The organism is Burkholderia sp. BCC0322 (assembly GCF_902833045.1).
In the GTDB taxonomy this organism is placed as follows: domain Bacteria; phylum Pseudomonadota; class Gammaproteobacteria; order Burkholderiales; family Burkholderiaceae; genus Burkholderia.
In genome coordinates this window covers 90,086-106,184 of the sequence record NZ_CADFDU010000005.1, presented here as the reverse complement: position 1 = coordinate 106,184, position 16,099 = coordinate 90,086, and the positions used below count along the sequence as shown (strand labels likewise).

The 16,099-nt window shown below is 67.9% G+C and carries 17 protein-coding genes and 1 pseudogene; 3 read left to right on the top strand and 15 right to left on the bottom strand.

The genetic code is table 11. The annotated features are described in order from the left end of the window. Positions 1–271: 271 nt before the first annotated feature. The 4 genes from HWX39_RS16515 to rbsK all read right to left on the bottom strand — a co-directional run bounded on the left by HWX39_RS16515 (position 272) and on the right by rbsK (position 4,520). Entirely contained in the window at positions 272–685 is a 414-nt protein-coding gene (locus tag HWX39_RS16515; RefSeq protein WP_011350305.1) for a DoxX family protein, read from the bottom strand. 539 nt (positions 686–1,224) lie between these two features. Continuing rightward, on the bottom strand, positions 1,225–2,169 hold the full coding sequence (locus HWX39_RS16510; protein ID WP_175969077.1) for a dihydrodipicolinate synthase family protein: 945 nt from the start codon (positions 2,167–2,169) through the stop codon (positions 1,225–1,227). A gap of 44 nt (positions 2,170–2,213) precedes the next feature. Then, complete coding sequence (locus HWX39_RS16505; protein WP_175969076.1) at positions 2,214–3,533, bottom strand: MFS transporter; 1,320 nt, start codon at positions 3,531–3,533, stop codon at positions 2,214–2,216. A 60-nt stretch (positions 3,534–3,593) separates the two neighbouring features. Beyond that, positions 3,594–4,520: a ribokinase gene (gene rbsK / locus HWX39_RS16500; protein ID WP_175969379.1), complete on the bottom strand. Its 927-nt coding sequence runs from the start codon at positions 4,518–4,520 to the stop codon at positions 3,594–3,596. A 241-nt stretch (positions 4,521–4,761) separates the two neighbouring features. On the opposite strand from rbsK, the gene HWX39_RS16495 reads away from it, so the two are divergent. Further along, positions 4,762–5,847 carry a LacI family DNA-binding transcriptional regulator gene (locus HWX39_RS16495; RefSeq protein WP_175969075.1) on the top strand — a complete coding sequence of 362 codons (1,086 nt, stop codon included), beginning with the start codon at positions 4,762–4,764 and terminating at the stop codon, positions 5,845–5,847. 37 nt (positions 5,848–5,884) lie between these two features. Here the strand turns inward: HWX39_RS16495 and HWX39_RS16490 are convergent, their stop codons facing one another. From HWX39_RS16490 to HWX39_RS16475, 4 genes and pseudogenes are all read right to left on the bottom strand, one after another. Next, positions 5,885–6,889 (bottom strand): lysozyme inhibitor LprI family protein, encoded by a 1,005-nt coding sequence (locus tag HWX39_RS16490; protein ID WP_244135024.1) that lies wholly within the window; start codon positions 6,887–6,889, stop codon positions 5,885–5,887. Positions 6,890–7,086: 197 nt separating this feature from the next. Further along, a pseudogene (locus HWX39_RS16485) lies at positions 7,087–7,449 on the bottom strand (GTP-binding protein); the annotation flags it as partial. 14 nt (positions 7,450–7,463) lie between these two features. Next, positions 7,464–8,585 carry a Fic family protein gene (locus tag HWX39_RS16480; RefSeq protein ID WP_208458846.1) on the bottom strand — a complete coding sequence of 374 codons (1,122 nt, stop codon included), beginning with the start codon at positions 8,583–8,585 and terminating at the stop codon, positions 7,464–7,466. A 94-nt stretch (positions 8,586–8,679) separates the two neighbouring features. Then, a complete protein-coding gene (locus HWX39_RS16475; protein WP_175969073.1) occupies positions 8,680–9,597 on the bottom strand; it encodes a LysR family transcriptional regulator in 918 nt (305 codons plus the stop codon). Between the two features lie 128 nt (positions 9,598–9,725). Between HWX39_RS16475 and HWX39_RS16470 the strand changes: the two genes are divergently transcribed. Both HWX39_RS16470 and wrbA read left to right on the top strand, forming a co-directional pair. Then, positions 9,726–10,451 (top strand): pirin family protein, encoded by a 726-nt coding sequence (locus HWX39_RS16470; RefSeq protein WP_175969072.1) that lies wholly within the window; start codon positions 9,726–9,728, stop codon positions 10,449–10,451. Between the two features lie 61 nt (positions 10,452–10,512). After that, a complete protein-coding gene (gene wrbA, locus HWX39_RS16465; RefSeq protein ID WP_175969071.1) occupies positions 10,513–11,115 on the top strand; it encodes an NAD(P)H:quinone oxidoreductase in 603 nt (200 codons plus the stop codon). Between the two features lie 82 nt (positions 11,116–11,197). On the opposite strand, the gene HWX39_RS16460 is transcribed toward wrbA, so the two are convergent. From HWX39_RS16460 to HWX39_RS36275, 7 genes are all read right to left on the bottom strand, one after another. Beyond that, positions 11,198–11,503, bottom strand: a complete 306-nt coding sequence (locus HWX39_RS16460) for a hypothetical protein (RefSeq protein WP_175969070.1) — start codon at positions 11,501–11,503, stop codon at positions 11,198–11,200. Between the two features lie 237 nt (positions 11,504–11,740). Further along, positions 11,741–12,475 (bottom strand): LrgB family protein, encoded by a 735-nt coding sequence (locus tag HWX39_RS16455; protein ID WP_174939088.1) that lies wholly within the window; start codon positions 12,473–12,475, stop codon positions 11,741–11,743. Beyond that, on the bottom strand, positions 12,472–12,843 hold the full coding sequence (locus tag HWX39_RS16450; protein ID WP_089429982.1) for a CidA/LrgA family protein: 372 nt from the start codon (positions 12,841–12,843) through the stop codon (positions 12,472–12,474). Before HWX39_RS16450 ends, HWX39_RS16455 begins: the two co-directional genes overlap by 4 nt. Before the next feature lie 334 nt (positions 12,844–13,177). Further along, positions 13,178–14,218 carry an alpha/beta hydrolase gene (locus HWX39_RS16445; RefSeq protein ID WP_175969069.1) on the bottom strand — a complete coding sequence of 347 codons (1,041 nt, stop codon included), beginning with the start codon at positions 14,216–14,218 and terminating at the stop codon, positions 13,178–13,180. A gap of 65 nt (positions 14,219–14,283) precedes the next feature. After that, the gene (locus tag HWX39_RS16440; protein WP_175969068.1) at positions 14,284–14,709 is read right to left on the bottom strand and encodes an organic hydroperoxide resistance protein; all 426 of its coding nucleotides are present in this window, start codon (positions 14,707–14,709) and stop codon (positions 14,284–14,286) included. 193 nt (positions 14,710–14,902) lie between these two features. After that, positions 14,903–15,469 (bottom strand): TetR/AcrR family transcriptional regulator, encoded by a 567-nt coding sequence (locus HWX39_RS16435; RefSeq protein WP_175969067.1) that lies wholly within the window; start codon positions 15,467–15,469, stop codon positions 14,903–14,905. Positions 15,470–15,628: 159 nt separating this feature from the next. Next, positions 15,629–16,015, bottom strand: a complete 387-nt coding sequence (locus tag HWX39_RS36275) for a hypothetical protein (RefSeq protein WP_244135023.1) — start codon at positions 16,013–16,015, stop codon at positions 15,629–15,631. Positions 16,016–16,099 lie beyond the last annotated feature (84 nt).

Below are 16,099 nucleotides of genomic sequence, written 5' to 3'. Positions count from 1 at the left end.
AGTCGCGATCGACATTCGAGCCATCGTGGTGCGCAGGATAGCCGAGTATCGCAGCCGGCACATCGTGGCGGCAGATCGGAAACGCCTCGACGGACGGGTGTCATGTGCGCCGGGATGACGCCGGTACTGCCGGCGACGTCGGCTCGCCGCGCGGCCGCCCCTGCGTGAGTACGATCCGCGGCGCGGCCACACCGCGCCCCTCGCCAACAAGCAAAGCCCGGTGCGCTTGCGCGCACCGGGCGGTCACATCGGCAGGCAACGCCGCCCGGCCTTACTTCCGGTCGAGCGAATACCGCCCCGGCCCGGTCAGCGCGAGCAACAGCAACCCGCCGATGATGCTCACGTTCTTGTAGAAGTTGATCATCGCCATGTATTGCTCCATCCCCTGCAGCGCCCAGTAGCGATGGCCGATCAGCGCGGTCGCGAGCGTATAGGCGGCGAACACGAGTGCGAGCGGACGCGTATAGAAGCCGATCGCGATCAGCAGGCCGCCGGCCAGTTCGACCCCGACCGCGATCGCGGCTGCCAGTTCGGGCGCCGGGTTCCCCGTCGACGCCATGTATGCGACCGTGCCCGAGAAGCCGTTCAGCTTCTGCCAGCCGAACAGCACGAACAGGATCATCAACAGCACGCGAGCCGCCAGCAGCAGTTCGTCCTTCTTCGATTCCAGCGAAACGTAACGCATAACAATCACCCTTGAATTGACGGTTTGATGCGTCCGGTGCCGATACGCGCCAAGTTGGCGCGCCAGGTCGGCAACGAACCACTCCTCGCACGATCGGACAGCAAGCCGGCTGGCCCGCCGCCGAAGAATCCGTCTGGCCGCGCCGCTCCCGGCGCGCTCCGGATCAGTTCTGGCGAAGCACGGATGCAGTCTACTGTCTCCCCACGAATCATCAATCCGTCAAAACAAGATTCGCTGTCTCATACAGGTGGACAATCAAGCGAAGCTTGGGGCTTGGGGCTTGGGGCTTGGGGCTTGGGGCTTGGGGCTTGGGGCTTGGAGCTTGGAGCTTGGAGCTTGGAGCTTGGAGCTTGGAGCTTGGAGCTTGGAGCTTGGAGCTTGGGGCTTGCCCGCGGCTCGATCGTGCGATGGGACGAGTGAAGGTAGCGTCGTGCGCCGCCACCACGCGCGCCCCGACGAACCGGCGCGAAGGCGGCGGCCCGTCCAGCACGCCGCCCCACCGCGCACGGCAAACCTCGAACGGCGCGCCGCGTGCCCGATTACGCAGCGATCCGTCGACGGAAATGCTCGGTCCCGGCCACGATCTTGTCGAGCACCGCATCGAGCGCCCAGAACCGTTCACGCACGTCGTAGTCGATCGCGCGGCAACGGATCGACGCGAAGGTGCCGATCCGCTGGTGATAGAGCTTCGCGAGCGCCGGATACCCCAGCGCCTCCGACACCGCAGAAACGACGAGGAACGTCGAGAGCTCGTCGGCCAGCGCCGGATTCGTATCCCCTTGCGTGCGCAACCACCGGTACAGATCCGGATGGAAGTTGGTGAATACGCCGTTGAAGCCGGCGGAACCCGCCTTCATCGCGTCCCAGGCAATCGCGGCGTTCGCGTTGAGGATCTTCAGCGGCGAGCCCTCGGCGAGCGCGACCCGCCGCTTCACCGTCTCCAGGTCGCAGCTCACGTCCTTGAGCATCACGAAGCGGCCCGTGTCGATGCACGCGCGCAGTTCGTCATCCGACAGCAGCCGCCGGTAAGGCGCAGGACACTCGTACAGCCCGAGCGGCAGATCCGACGGCAATCGCGCGAGCAGCCGGTGAAGATGGTCGAGCAACGCGGCGCTGCCCTTGCGCTGCGGATCCAGCCGGTTGGTCACGAGCACGACGCCCTGCGCGCCCGATTCGGCCGCCGCGCACAGCTCCTCGGCCTGCGCGTCGAGATCGTCGCTGATGTGCCCGGACGCGACGACGGGCACGCGCCCGGCCACCCGATCGACCACGAAGCGCGCGAGTTCCGCGCGTTCGGCCAGACTCAGGAACTGCATCTCGCTCGACTGCGCGACCGCGAACAACGCATCGGCGCCGTGTGCCAGATACCATTCGATGAGCCGCTCGAGCCCGGCGTAGTCGATCGCGCCGGCATCGTCGAACGGCGTCAGCATCACCGGGACGATGCCCTCGATGGTCACGTTCGATTGCTGCGGGTGTTGCATCTGTTTCTCCTTGCTTCAGTGAATGCGGGGCGCATACCGCGTGCTCAGGCCGGCAACGGCCCGGGCGCCGCGTTCGCGGCCTGCTCGGGAATCGGCTTGCGCACCAGCAGCAGGTACGCCATCGCGCCCGCGAACGCGATCGCCGCGGCCGCCAGCAGCGCCGGCACGAACGACCACTTCTGCGCAATGATGCCCGTCAGGATCGGCGCGAGCGCGCCGCCGACGAAGCCGCCGAAATTCTGGATCGCGCCGAGCGACGCGATACGGCTCGGCGGCGCGGCCGCCGTCGCGAGCGCCCACGAGCAGGCCGACGCCGCGTTGGCGAGAAAGATCACGACCGAAATGCACGCGAGCGCAACCGTGTTGCTCTGCACGAGCGCGGCGGGAATCGTGAACGCGACCATCCCGAGCATCGCGACCACCACCGCATTGCGCCGGCTCACGACGGGCGAACGGCTGCGGCGCGTGACCAGATCCGACAACCAGCCGGCCAGCAGCGAGCCGACGAATCCGCACAGGAACGGCACCGACGCGGCAAAGCCGGTGCGGATCAGGCTCATGTGCCGCTCCATCGTCAGGTAGCCCGGCAGCCAGGTCAGGTACACCCAGTTCAGGTACACGGAACCGAAATAGCCGATCAGCATCCCCCAGGTCGTGCCGTGCGAGAACAGGCCGCGCCATTCGGCGAACGTCAGCTTCGGCGCCGCGACCGCGCTTTGCGCATCGGCGTCGAGATAATTGCGCTCGGTCGCAGTCAGTTGCGCGCGCACCGGATCGCGGTACAGCGCGAACCAGGCGACGGCGACGACGAGACCGGCTGCGCCCGTCGCGATGAACGCCCAGCGCCAGTCGAACGACGCGACGAGGATCGACAGCAGCAACGGCGCGAGCGCGGTACCGAGCGGCGACGCGGCGTTGAAGATCCCGGTCGGCGTGCCGCGCGCGCGCAGCGGAAACCAGTTGCTCACCACCCGCGCGGCCGACGGGAACTGCGGCGCCTCGCCGATGCCGAGCACGATGCGCGCGACGATGAACCAGCCGAACGTCGACACGATGCCGCCCGCCGCCTGCGCGAACGACCACACGATCAAGCCGATCCCGAGCAGCCGGCGCGGCCCGATGCGGTCGACCAGCCCGCCGACCGGGAACTGGCACAGCGCATAGCTCCACGAGAAGGCCGACAGCAGCAGCCCCATCTGTGAGAGCGACAGGCCAAGATCGCCGCGGATCGCCGAGCTTGCGACGGCCAGCGTGCCGCGATCGAGGTAGTTGACGATGCCGCTCGCCATCAACAGCGCGAGCGCGATGCGTTGTCCGCGCCGGATACGTGGCGGTGCGGGCGGAACGGTCGGGGTTTCGTTCATTGCGGTTGTCTCCATGTCACTGGTATCGGCCGGTTCCGGCCTGTCCGTCTCATGCGGAATTCAGGTCTCCAGGCGCGCCACTTCGTCACGCGTCGGGATCGAGGTCTGTGCGCCGTAGCGCGTCACGCTGATCGCGGCGGCGCGCTGGCCGAAGCCGATCGCGTCGATCATCGATGCGCCGCCCGCGCGGGCGGCCGCGAACCCGCCGACGAAGGTGTCGCCGGCCGCGGTCGTATCGACGGCGACCACCGACATCGCCCGCAGGCGACCGTTGCCCGCCCCGCCGCGCCAGCACACGCCGCGCGCGCCAAGCGTGACCAGCACGTTGCCCACGCCCTTCGCGCACAGCGCATCGGCGGCACGCACGGCGGACGCGTCGTCGCCGACGGCAACGCCGGTCAGCGACTCGGCTTCGGTTTCGTTGACGACGAGGTAGTCGACCCGTGCCAGCAGCGCGTCGAACAGCGGCTGGGCAGGCGCGGGATTGAGCAGCACCGGCGTGTGATGCGCGGAAGCACAGGCAATGGCACGCGCGACCGTCGTCGCCGGCACTTCGAGCTGGCACACCAGCATCGCGGCCCCGGCGATCGCTTCGCGCGCCGCGTCGATCCGGTCGGCATCGAGACGCGCATTCGCCCCGGGCACGACAACGATGCTGTTCGCGCCGCCCTCATCGACCGTGATCGTGGCCACCCCGGTCGCCGTACCGCCGATCCGGCCGAGATGCGTCACGTCGATGCCCTCTGCCGCCAGCGCGTCGTAGAGGCGCGCACCGAACGCGTCGTCGCCGACGCAGCCGATCATCGCGACCGACGCGCCCAGGCGCGCGGCCGCGACCGCCTGGTTCGCCCCCTTGCCGCCGTAAACGGTCTGGAAATCCGTGCCGAGCAGCGTCTCGCCCGGCACCGGCAGGCGCGGCGCGCGCGTGACGAGGTCGATGTTCACGCTGCCGCAGACGGCGATGCGAGGTGGATAGGTGTAGCTCATTTCCGAATGTAACCGCTTACATTTTTGACGGACAAAATGGCCGGAACGGCCGTCGTCGATGAAAATTTCACGATCTGGATAGAATCTAGGTCTGAGATAATAGGGAAGCACGTCAAGATAGCGCTTACATTCTCACAGGGTCGAGCGAGAATGCAAGCGGCGCTGCCATGAATCGAGGGTAAACAATGACGCATTTGACAACGCGTAGCGCCGCCACCGCGGCCACGCCGGGAGCCGGCCGATGAGCGCGCCACCGTCCCGCGGCGGCGCGCCCCGCGCGCGCCGCGGCAGCGGCCGCTCGGTGCTCGGCGATGTCGCGAAACTGGCCGGCGTGTCGACCGCGACCGTCTCGCGCGTGTACAACGATCCCGGCAAGGTGTCGGCCGACGTGCAGCAGCGCGTGCGCGACGCGGCGCGCACGCTGAACTGGATTCCGAACGCGGCGGGGCGTGCGCTCGCGTCCACCCGCACCCACATCACCGGCGCGATCATTCCGACGCTCGACGACCAGGTGTTCGCATCGCAGGTCGCGGGCATGCAGACGGTCATGGCCGAGCACGGCATCACGCTGTTCCTCGGCTGCTCGAACTACGATCCCGCGCAGGCGCTGGCCCAGGTGCGCGCGATGCTGTCGCGCGGCGTGGAAGCCGTGTCGCTGGTCGGCGAAGCGTATCCGCCGGAACTGTTCGAACTGCTTGCGATGCACCGCGTGCCGTACGTCGTCACTTATGCGTATCGCGACGACAGCCCGCACTGCTGTATCGGCTTCGACAACCGCGCGGCGTTCGCGCGGCTCACCACCCACCTGCTCGACCTCGGCCACCGGGATTTCGCGATCATCATGCAGCCGTCGGCGGACAACGATCGCGTGCAGGCCCGCCTGCGCGGCATTCACGACACGCTGGCCGCGCGCGGGCTCGCGGTACGCCCGGTCCATCAGCACGAAGGCGCGGCCACGATCGCGTTCGGGCGGGCGAGCCTGCGCGCGATCGCCGGCAGCGACGCGGCGACGCGGCCGACGGCCGTGATCTGCGGCAACGATGCGCTCGCGCTGGGCGCGTTGCTCGAGGCGCAGGCGCTCGGCATCGACGTGCCCGCGCAATTGTCGATCACCGGGTTCGACGACATCGCGCTCGCGCGCGAGATCCAGCCGCCGCTGACGACGATGTGGGTCGACACCGACGCGATCGGGCGCCAGGCCGCTCAGGCCTTGCTCGACGCGCTCGAGAACGGCGCAACGGGGCCCGGTCATGCGGTGCAGCCGGAGTTGCGCGCGCGGGAATCGGCTGCGGCGCCCGCGCACGCGCGCGCAGCGCGAAGGAAATGAAGAGGCGCCGGGCGGCTTCGGCCGCCCGGCCCGCCCGTCACTGCATCACGTCGACCGGCAACGTCTTGTCGAGATGGTCATGCCACGCCAGGATGGTCTTCGGCACGCGCTTCTTCCACGCCGGCACGTTCGTGTAATAGCGCATCCGGACGTTGCTCTGCGCGTCGAACACGAGCACCCCGATCCACAGATCGTTACCGCGGCGCATCACGATCGCCGCGTTCGTCGTCGCGATGCCGCGCACCCAGTACGACGCCACGTGCGCGTTCAGCCCGTCGAGATCCTTCTCGTCGACGCTGTAATTGACGATGTCGACGAGCGTCTGGTAATCGGCGCCGAGCAGTGTGTGCGCGGCCGCGTTCTGCGTCGCGTCGTCAACGACCTTGAGGCTCAGCAGGTCGGCCGCCGGCTTGGCCTGGAACTGCGCCGCGGTCACATACTCGCCGCCGTAGAACACGCCCGAGCCGGCACCGCAATCGACATCCGCGCCGTGTTGCGTGACGCCGATGCGCGCGCCCTTCCGTTCGAAATCGAGCCGGCACCTGTCCTTGCGGTAGGTGCCGCTGTCGCCGTGCAGCACGATGTCGCCGTCGAGCCCGCCCGTATTCGCACCGTTGTTGCCGCCCAGTTCGAAATGCAGGCGCGGCGGCGTGCCGGTGAACGTCAGCACGCCGCCGAACGACGGGTTGTCGCTCGTCATGTACCACGTCTGCTGCCAGCGGTCGGCAGCCAGCGGCTTGCCGTTCAGGCTCGCGAGCCGTTCGCGGTAGCGATCGCCCAGGCACGATGCGTCGGCGTCGCACCGGTCGCGCTGCTTGAGCCACTTCAACTGCGCGGCCTTCAGCGCGGCCGTATCGCCGCCTTTTGCGAGCGCCTGCTTCCACGCCGCCGTGAGGTCGCCGTCGAGCTTCGACAGCGCGGCATCCGCGCAAATGGCCTTCTCGGTTGGCGAAGCGGCTTTCGCGCAGTCAAAGCCGGCCGCATGCGCGGCGAGCGGCAGCAGTGTCAGCCACGCGGCGGACGCGATGGATCGCAGATGCATGTGTGATGCATTACGTGCGGGAATCGCGGCTTGCCCGTGCGCATTCGATCGATTCGGGATGGTCATCGGCTTGGATCGTCGCTGGATCGCGCGCCTGTAGAAGCTACCTGCACGCGGCATTCGAGGTAAAAACGCCCGGCCCGGCACGTGGCGCATGCCGTTGCTCGCCGAAGCCTAACCCGAATGCGCGACGTCGATCAATCGACGTTCGATGCAGGCGCAACCATCGAGGCTGCCACGCTGCGTCGCACGATGCCGTCACGCGATGCGGCTTGCACGGCGGCATCGATGAACCCGATGAACACCCTCACGCCGTCTCCTTCGTGCGCGGCCAGCCCTTCGTCTTCCATCGACGAGAACCGGATGCGCCGCGCGGCGGCCTGACAGACGCGCGCAGCGACCGTACCGTGCACATCGGCCACGCGCACGATGCCCTTCGCACGCAGAATCGTGCGCGGCAACGCCTTCAGCCACGCCTTGTCGAGCACGCCCGGCGCGGCGACGGTGACACGCGCGAACGCCGGCATCGCGTCGTGTCCGATCGCCCGGTGCGAACGCGCAAACCCGGCCGGCATCAGCCGTCGACCGCCATCAGCTCGTAACTCGTGCTCCGGCCGCCGGACGAAGAGCGGCGCAGCACGCCGTGCTCGACGAGTTCGGTGATGTCCCGCAGCGCGGTGTCTTGCGAGCACTTCGCAAGCGCTGCCCACTTGGTGGTCGTCAGCTTCCCCTCGAAGCCGTCGAGCAGCCGATTCATGACCTTCACCTGGCGTTCGTTCATCGCGAAGCCCGCACAGCGCTGCCAGAAGCGCGCCTTGACCAGCACCGCGTCGAGTGTCACGTGCGCGTGATCGATGGCCCTGCCGAGCGCGGTCAGGAACCAGGCGAGCCATTCCGTGACGTCGAGCGAACCGCGCTGCGTCCGCTCCAGCACGTCGTAGTACGCGTTGCGCTCGCGCTGGATTTGCGCCGACAGGCTATAGAAGCGCTGCGGACTGCGGTCGGCGCGCGCGAGGACCAGATCCCCGAGCGCACGCGCAATCCGGCCGTTGCCGTCGTCGAACGGATGGAGCGTGACGAACCACAGGTGCGCCAGGCCGGCGCGGATCAGCAAGGGCTCGGCCGGCGCGGCATTGAGCCATGCGAGAAAACGCGCGACTTCGCCGGCGACGCGCGCGGCGGGCGGCGCCTCGAAATGCACGCGCTGCCGGCCGATCGGACCGGACACGACCTGCATCGGCCCGGTGGCATCCGTGCGCCAGCCGCCGACCGTGATTCGCGACATCCCCGAGTAGCCGGTCGGGAACAGTGCTGCATGCCATCCGAACAGACGGGCGTCCGTGACCGGCGCCGCCGCATGGGCCGTCGCGTCCAGCACCATGTCGACCACGCCCTCGACGTGACGATCGACCGGCGCCAGTGCGCCGATATCGACCCCGAGCCGGCGAGCGATCGACGACCGGACCGATGCCACGTTCAGGCTTTCGCCCTCGATCGCGCTGGTCTTGACGACGTCCTCCGTCAGCGCGGCCAGGCTGGCCTCGTCGCGCAACGCCAGGCCGACATCCGCCAGCCGCCCGGCCAGCATGCCTTGCGCACGGCTGACGTCGGCAAGCGGCGTCGCCAGTGCGGGGAGGTCGAAGCGCCATGCAGGCCAGTCGGCCGACTCCCAGATGTAGGTGTAATCTCCGCTCATGATGCGGAGATTATCCCACCGATTCCCCGCATGACTCAATATTCTCCGCAAATTATGCGGAGAATAGCGCCCGCATTCCCCGCAACCCCGTCCGTTAACGCGCCCGCCCGGCCCCGCCCTTCGCCGCCGGCGCAGCCTCGCCGAGCCGTTCCGCGAGAAACCCGATGAACGTGCGCAGCGTGACGAACCCTTCCCGATGCTGCGGAAACACCGCATTGAGCGTGATCGGCGACGGCGCATACGCATCGAGCACCGGCACGAGCGCGCCGCTGTCGAGCGCCCCGCCGACGATGAAATCCGGCAGCAGCGCGATGCCGAGCCCCGCGATCGCCGCGTCGCGCACCACTTCGCCGTTGTTCGCGACGAGCGGCCCCTGCACGTCGAACGTCCGCGCCACGCCGTCGACACGGAATTCCCAGCCGATGCGCCGCTCGCGCCCGTACAGCACGCAGGTATGGCCGGCGAGATCGGCCGGCGTCCGCGGCGTGCCGTGCCGCTTCAGGTAGGCAGGGCTCGCGCACGCGACCATCCGCCACGCGCCGAGCGGGCGCGCGATCAACGTCGAATCCTCGAGCGAGCCGATCCGCAGCACGAGGTCGAAGCCCTCGCCGATCAGGTCGACGCGCCGGTCGGTCAGGTCGAGATTCAGCCGCACGGCCGGATGCGCGGACAGGAATTCGGCGATCAGCGGCGACACGTGCGTGATCCCGAACGACAGCGGCGCGCTGATTTTCAGCGACCCGTGCAGTTCGGTGCTGCGCACCGACATCGCCTGCTCGGCGTCGGCGATCTCCGCGAGGATCCGCTGCGCGCGCACATAAAACTCCTGCCCCGATTCGGTCACCGCGAGGTTGCGCGTGTTCCGGTGCAACAGCCGCACGCCGAGCGACGCCTCCAGCGCCATCGTGCGCCGGCTGACGAACTGCTTGGACAGCATCAGCTGGTCGGCCGCCGCCGTGAAGCTGCCCGCATCGACCGTCGCGACGAAGATCCTCAGATCGTTGAGTTCCATATTGTCCACTCCATAGCGACAGTCATTATCTCTACGGTGATTTATTTGTCAAATCGATTGACCTAAGATGCATCTCAACGAACGGCCGGGCCCACTTCCGAGGTCCGGCGTCTTGAGGAACAAAAATCATGATCGAAATCCGTGCAGCAAACCAACGTGGCCGTGCGGAGCATGGCTGGCTCAGCTCCCGTCATTCGTTTTCGTTCGCGAATTACTACGATCCGAAGCAAGTCGGCTTCTCCGACCTGCTGGTGATCAACGACGACCGCGTCGCCCCGGGCCGCGGCTTCGGCACGCACCCGCACCGCGACATGGAGATCCTGTCGTACGTGCTCGACGGCGCGCTGGAGCACAAGGATTCGATGGGCACCGGCTCGGTGATCGTGCCGGGCGACGTGCAGTTGATGAGCGCCGGCACCGGCGTGCGCCACAGCGAGTTCAACCACTCGCCGGAACTGCCGGTCCACTTCCTGCAGATCTGGGTCGGTCCGTCCGAAAAGGGCGCCGAGCCGCGCTATCAGCAGACGAACGTCACGGCCGACGACAAGCGCGGCAAGCTCGCGCTGGTCGTATCGCCGACCGGCGAGGCCGGTTCGCTGAAGATCCGGCAGGACACGCGGATCTACGCGGGCCTGTTCGACGGTGATGAACGCGCGACGCTGGAACTGGCGCCGAACCGCTTTGCTTACGTGCACGTGGCACGCGGCAGCGTGACGGTCAACGGTGTGACGCTCGGCGAAGGCGACGGCGTGCGCATCCGCGACGAACAGGCGCTGACGTTCGCCGACGGGAAGGATGCCGAAGTACTGGCGTTCGACCTGCGTCCGGTCGAAGTCACGGCCGAGTGGGCATGAAGCCCGTTCGGGAAACCGGGCCCCGCTGAACGCGGGGCCCTTTTAATCGGAGATTCGCAACATGGCCAAGGTACTCGTTCTTTACTACTCGTCCTACGGGCACGTCGAAACGATGGCGCAGCACATCGCGGAAGGTGCACGATCGGTGGCGGGCGTCGAGGTCACGCTCAAGCGCGTGCCGGAAACGATTCCCGTCGACCAGGCCCGCGCGATCGGCGTGAAGGTCGACCAGGCGGCACCGGTCGCGACGGTGGACGAACTCGCCGACTACGATGCGATCATCTTCGGCACGCCGACCCGCTTCGGCAACATGGCCGGCCAGATGCGCACGTTCCTCGACCAGACCGGCGGCCTGTGGATGAAGGGCGCGCTCGTCGGCAAGATCGGCAGCGTGTTCGCGTCGACCGGCACGCAGCACGGCGGCCAGGAAACGACGATCACGTCGTTCCACACGACGCTGCTGCACCACGGGATGGTGATCGTGGGCGTGCCGTACGCATGCAGCGGCCTCGTCAACATGAACGAAATCACCGGCGGCACGCCGTACGGCGCCACCACGCTCGCCGGCGCTGACGGCAGCCGCCAGCCGAGCGCGAACGAGCTCGACATCGCGCGCTACCAGGGCAAGCACGTCGCGGAACTCGCGAGCAAGCTCGCGTCGTAACCCGGCGGCCTCGCGGCCCCGCACCCGCACGAACGGCGCCGGTCGATCCGGCGCCGTTCGTGCCGGATACCGGCTCCGGCCGTTACTGGCCCGACGCCGGGGCGGCCGGCGCCGCCTTCGTCGCGGGCGCCTTCGAGACGGCGTTCTGCGGATAGTTGCTCTGGTCGTTGGTCAGCCGGTAGCCGCTGCCCGTGCCGATCGCCTTCAGGTCCGACGCATGCTTCGCCCGGGCGGCCTTGCGGGCCGCCTTCTTCTGCGCCTTGTCGATCTGCTTCTGCGTCGGCGCGGACGCCGGATCCTGCGCGTATGCCGCCGGCGCGGCGGTCAACAGCAGACCGAACGACGCCGTTACTACCACTGCCACCGAAACCACGCGAGCCTTCTTCATGGCCGGATCTCCTTGTCGATTGTCGATTGTTGGTTGTGGGTCGGACACCGGCGCGCACTCGACCGCTTGCGACAACGGCGCCGATGCAACGTTAGCCGAACAGTATGCACTTGTCCCTGTGCGTTCCTGAATTCTCCCGATAACGGCCACGATACATGCGCACCGCATGCGCCGCCGTTCCGGCGTCCCGCGCGCGCCATCAGGGAAACCGATAACCCGGCGCGGCCCGGCCGGCGCTCAGACCCAGCGCGACAGCACCGGCAGTAGGATCGGCACGACGAAGGCCGTCAGCACGCCGTTCAACCCCATCCCGAGCCCGGCGAACGCGCCGGCCTCCTCGCTGACCTGGAACGCGCGCGCGGTGCCGATCCCGTGCGACGCGACGCCGAGCGCGAACCCGCGCACGGCCGGTTCGTCGACGCGCAGTACGTTGAGGATCCCGCGCGCGCACACGGCCCCGAAGATCCCGGTCGAGATCACGAGCACCGCGGTGAGCGACGGAATCCCGCCGATTTCGGCGGCGACGGCCATCGCGATCGGCGTCGTCGCCGACTTCGGCGCGAGCGACGCGATCGTCTGGTGCGACGCGCCGAACAGCGCCGCGATGCCGACCGCCGACACGATCGCGGTCAGCGAGCCCGCGAGCAGGCCGACCAGCAGCGGCACCGCGGCGCGGCGCAGCTTCGACCACTGGCGGTACAGCGGCAGCGCGAGCGCGACGGTCGCGGGGCCGAGCAGGAAGTGGACGAACTGCGCGCCTTCGAAATACGTCGGATACGGCGTATGGGTGATCGTCAGCAGCACGACGATCAGCGCGACCGCGATCAGCACCGGGTTCGCGAGCGGGTTGAAGCGCGCCCGCGCATAGACGGCCTGCGCGAGCAGATAGGCGATCAGCGTGATGGTCAGGCCCAGCAACGGGGTCGCGGCGAGATAGACCCAGATCGCGCCGAGTTTCGGGAAGGCCGTCAACGCGTGCCCTCCGCCGCACCGCCCGCGCGCCGCTGGCGGCGCAGCAGCGCGCGCGTGACGAGCGCGGTCACGGCGATCGCGAGCGTGGTGCTGACGGCCAGCGCGACGACGACCGCGACCGCATCGCCGCGCACGCGATCGGCCGACACCATGATGCCGACGCCGGCCGGCACGAACAGCAGCGACAGGTGGCGCAGCAGCTCGAGCGCGGTCGGTTCGATCGCGTCGGCCACCTGAGGGCGCAGCATCACGAAGCCGAACAGCAGCAGCATGCCGATCACGGGGCCGGGCACCGGCAGGCCGAACAGGTAGGACACGCCTTCCCCGAGACACTGGAAGGTCAGCAAGACCGCGAACGCCTGCAGCATGAGCCGCTTCTCCCGAACGGAGCCGCGCTGCCGGGCGGCCGCGCGACCGATGGCCGGCGGCTTGCGGCGCCGGCGTGAACGATACGGGCGATCGTACCAACTTCACGCGCGATCGAACATCGCCGCGTGCGGCTGCGTCGTCGCACGACGGTACGCCCGCTGCACGCGCGGGCACCCGGACAACCGCGCCGGGCCAAAGCGGGATAGTCGACGGCGCGCAGCGTCGCGCCAACCCATCGGCTCGCCGGCCGCATGCGAAAACGGCGGGCACGTGCCCGCCGCCGAGTCTTCGCACGCGCACCGCCTCAAGCGCGGCGCGCGTGCGGGCCATCGCTTACTTCAACCGCGTCGCGATCTCGTTGGCCATCGCCTTCGTCGCGGCCTTCGTCGGCGCATCCGTGGCCAGCGCGTTCAGCAGGCCGAAATCGTGGATGGTGCCGTCGTAGCGCGTGGTCGTCGCGTCGACGCCGGCCGCGTCGAGCTTGCGGCCGTACGCTTCGCCTTCGTCACGCAGCACGTCGAACTGGGCGACCTGGATCAGCGCGGGCGGCAGGCCCTTCAACTGCGCGGTGCTCGCGCGCAGCGGCGACGCGTAGATCTCGTTGCGTTGCGCTTCGTTCTTCGTATAGGCGTCCCAGAACCACTTCATCATCGGCCGCGTCAGGAAGTGCCCTTGCTGATACGCGTTGTACGACCCCGTGTTGAAGTTGTGGTCCGTCACCGGCCACATCAGCCCCTGGAAGCGGATCGCGGGGCCGCCCTTGTCCTTGGCCATCAGCGCCACCACGGCCGCCATGTTCCCGCCGACGCTGTTGCCGACCACCGCGAGGCGGCTGCCGTCCACGCCGATCTCCGCACCGTGCGCGGCCACCCACTTCGTCGCCGCATACGCCTGGTTGATCGCCACCGGGTAATGCGCTTCCGGCGACGGCGTGTAGTTCACGAACACCGCAACGGCGCCCGATTGCACGACGAGGTCGCGCACGAGGCGTTCGTGCGTCGGGAAATCGCCGAGCACCCAGCCGCCGCCGTGAATGAACATGAACACCGGCAGCGTACCCGTCGCGCCCTGCGGGCGGACGATCGTGACCGGCACGGACAAGCCGTCCTGTTCGATCGTGCGGTTCGACACGTCGATGCCCGACAGGTCGACCTTCGCGCCGTTCTGCGCATCGACCAGCACCTGGCGCGCCTTCGCCGGGCTCAGCGTTTCGAGGCCCGGGCCCTTCTGGCCGTTCAGCGCGGCGAGAAACGCGCTCGTCGTCGCATCAGGCCGGACGGCTTCCGCGCCGGCGCCCGCAGCGAACGCGGTGGTCGTGGCGGACAGCGCGGCAGCGACGGCGGCAGCGATCAGCAGCGGCTTGACGATCTTCATGATGTAACTCCTTGGCTCAATCGGTGAATGACGATGTGACGGTTGATGTTTCGTAATGCGTAGGATCAGACGAGCGTGAGCGTGACGTCGATGTTGCCGCGCGTCGCGTTCGAGTACGGGCACACGACGTGTGCGCGATCGATCAGCGTCCGCGCGACCTCGCGATCGAGGCCCGGCAGCGAGATCTTCAATTCGACTTCGATACCGAAGCCGTTCGGGAGGGCGCCGATGCCGACGCTGCCTTCGATCGCGGCATCCGCGGGCATCGCGATCTTGTCGCGCGCTGCGACGAACTTCATCGCACCGATGAAGCACGCGCTGTAGCCGGCGGCGAACAATTGCTCGGGGTTCGCGCCTGCGCCGCCCGCGCCGCCGAGCTCGCGCGGCGTGGTCAGCTTCAGGTCGAGGCCGCTTTCGGGCACCGTCGCACGGCCGTCACGGCCGCCGGTGGCTTTTGCATGGGCGCGGTACAGCACTTTTTCGATCGACATGACAGACTCCTTTTTCAATCAGTGAGTGAAACAACCTTCCAATCCGGGATGTTTATCTACTCATAGATAGATAAACATCCCCAAAAAATGCAGGCGCTTGATTCGCCTGCCCATACTATCCATCTATCTATCACCAGATAGATACCCAATCCCAACAAAAGGCGGCGAACCGCCCGACTGCTTGCGCCGTCCATCAGGACCGCGTTTTCCAGACCGCCTCGACATCCTCGAGACGCGCCCGCGTGTGAAACAGCCGACTGGCCAGCACGCTGCCCTGGAACGCCGCATACAACGTGCGCGCCGCTGTTTCGGGCTTGCCGCTGAACTGCAGTGTGCCCTCCTTCGCGCCCTGCGCGAGCAACGCCGCGAGCCAGCTCTCGTTGGCCTTGAAAAACGCCTGCACGGCCTGCCGCACGTTTTCCGGCAACGATTCGATATCGGCCGCCAGCATCCCGCACAGGCAGATCATGTTGCCGTCGCCGAGCGTGCGGCCGAACATCTTCGTATAGAGGCTCAGCTTCACGTCGGCCGGCAACCCCGCATCGATCGCCCGCATCGCCGAGAGGACGTCGTCGCTATAAGCCGCTACCGCTTCCAGCACGAGGTCATCCTTCGACGGGAAGTAGTAATGGATGCTCGACGTCTTCACGCCCACCAGGTCGGACAGGTCCCGATAGCTGAAGCCGTTGTAGCCGCGCAGCATCATCAGCGTGATCGCGTGGTCGAGAATCTGTTCGCGGACGGTCGGTTTCGTTTCCATGGATCGAACTTTATCTACTCATAGATAGATAGTCAAGGGATTTTTCAAGGGCGCGATCCGTGCCACGCCCGGCGACCCGCCCGCATTTCCCCGCCCCTGCCGGCCAGTGGCCGCCCAATGCGCGCGCCCGGTTCGAATAGCGCCTGAGCCCGGCGTGCGTCAAACCGGCATCGCGATGCCTGCTGCGGCTTCAACCTCCGCTGAATGATCGTCCGCAGCATCGCCCGGCGCGCGCGGCTTGAACGCCGGCTCGAATACGACGCGCCCGACCGCGCCTTCCGCGAGCGCGAGCAGCCAGGTCGCGACGAGATCGGGCTTCAGGCTGCGATCGATCTTCCCTTGCGCGACGCTGTGCTTGATCAGCGCGACCGTCCGCTCCTTCACCTGCGCCTCGTTCGCCACGATCACGCGCGCGCGCAAGATCGGCCTGCCCGGCTTCTCGCATGGCGGCTGGGTGATTCCGCGCGTCGCGGATGCGGTACGGCCCGCGCTCTCGATGATCGTCGGCGCCGCTTTCAGCCGGCGCCGGCAACGCACTTGCCGCACGCGACAGCGGTTCCAGGCAACCGGCCTGCAACCGGATCGAATCGATGCGACACTGGCCGCCGAGCGGCGCGACAACGACGCGAT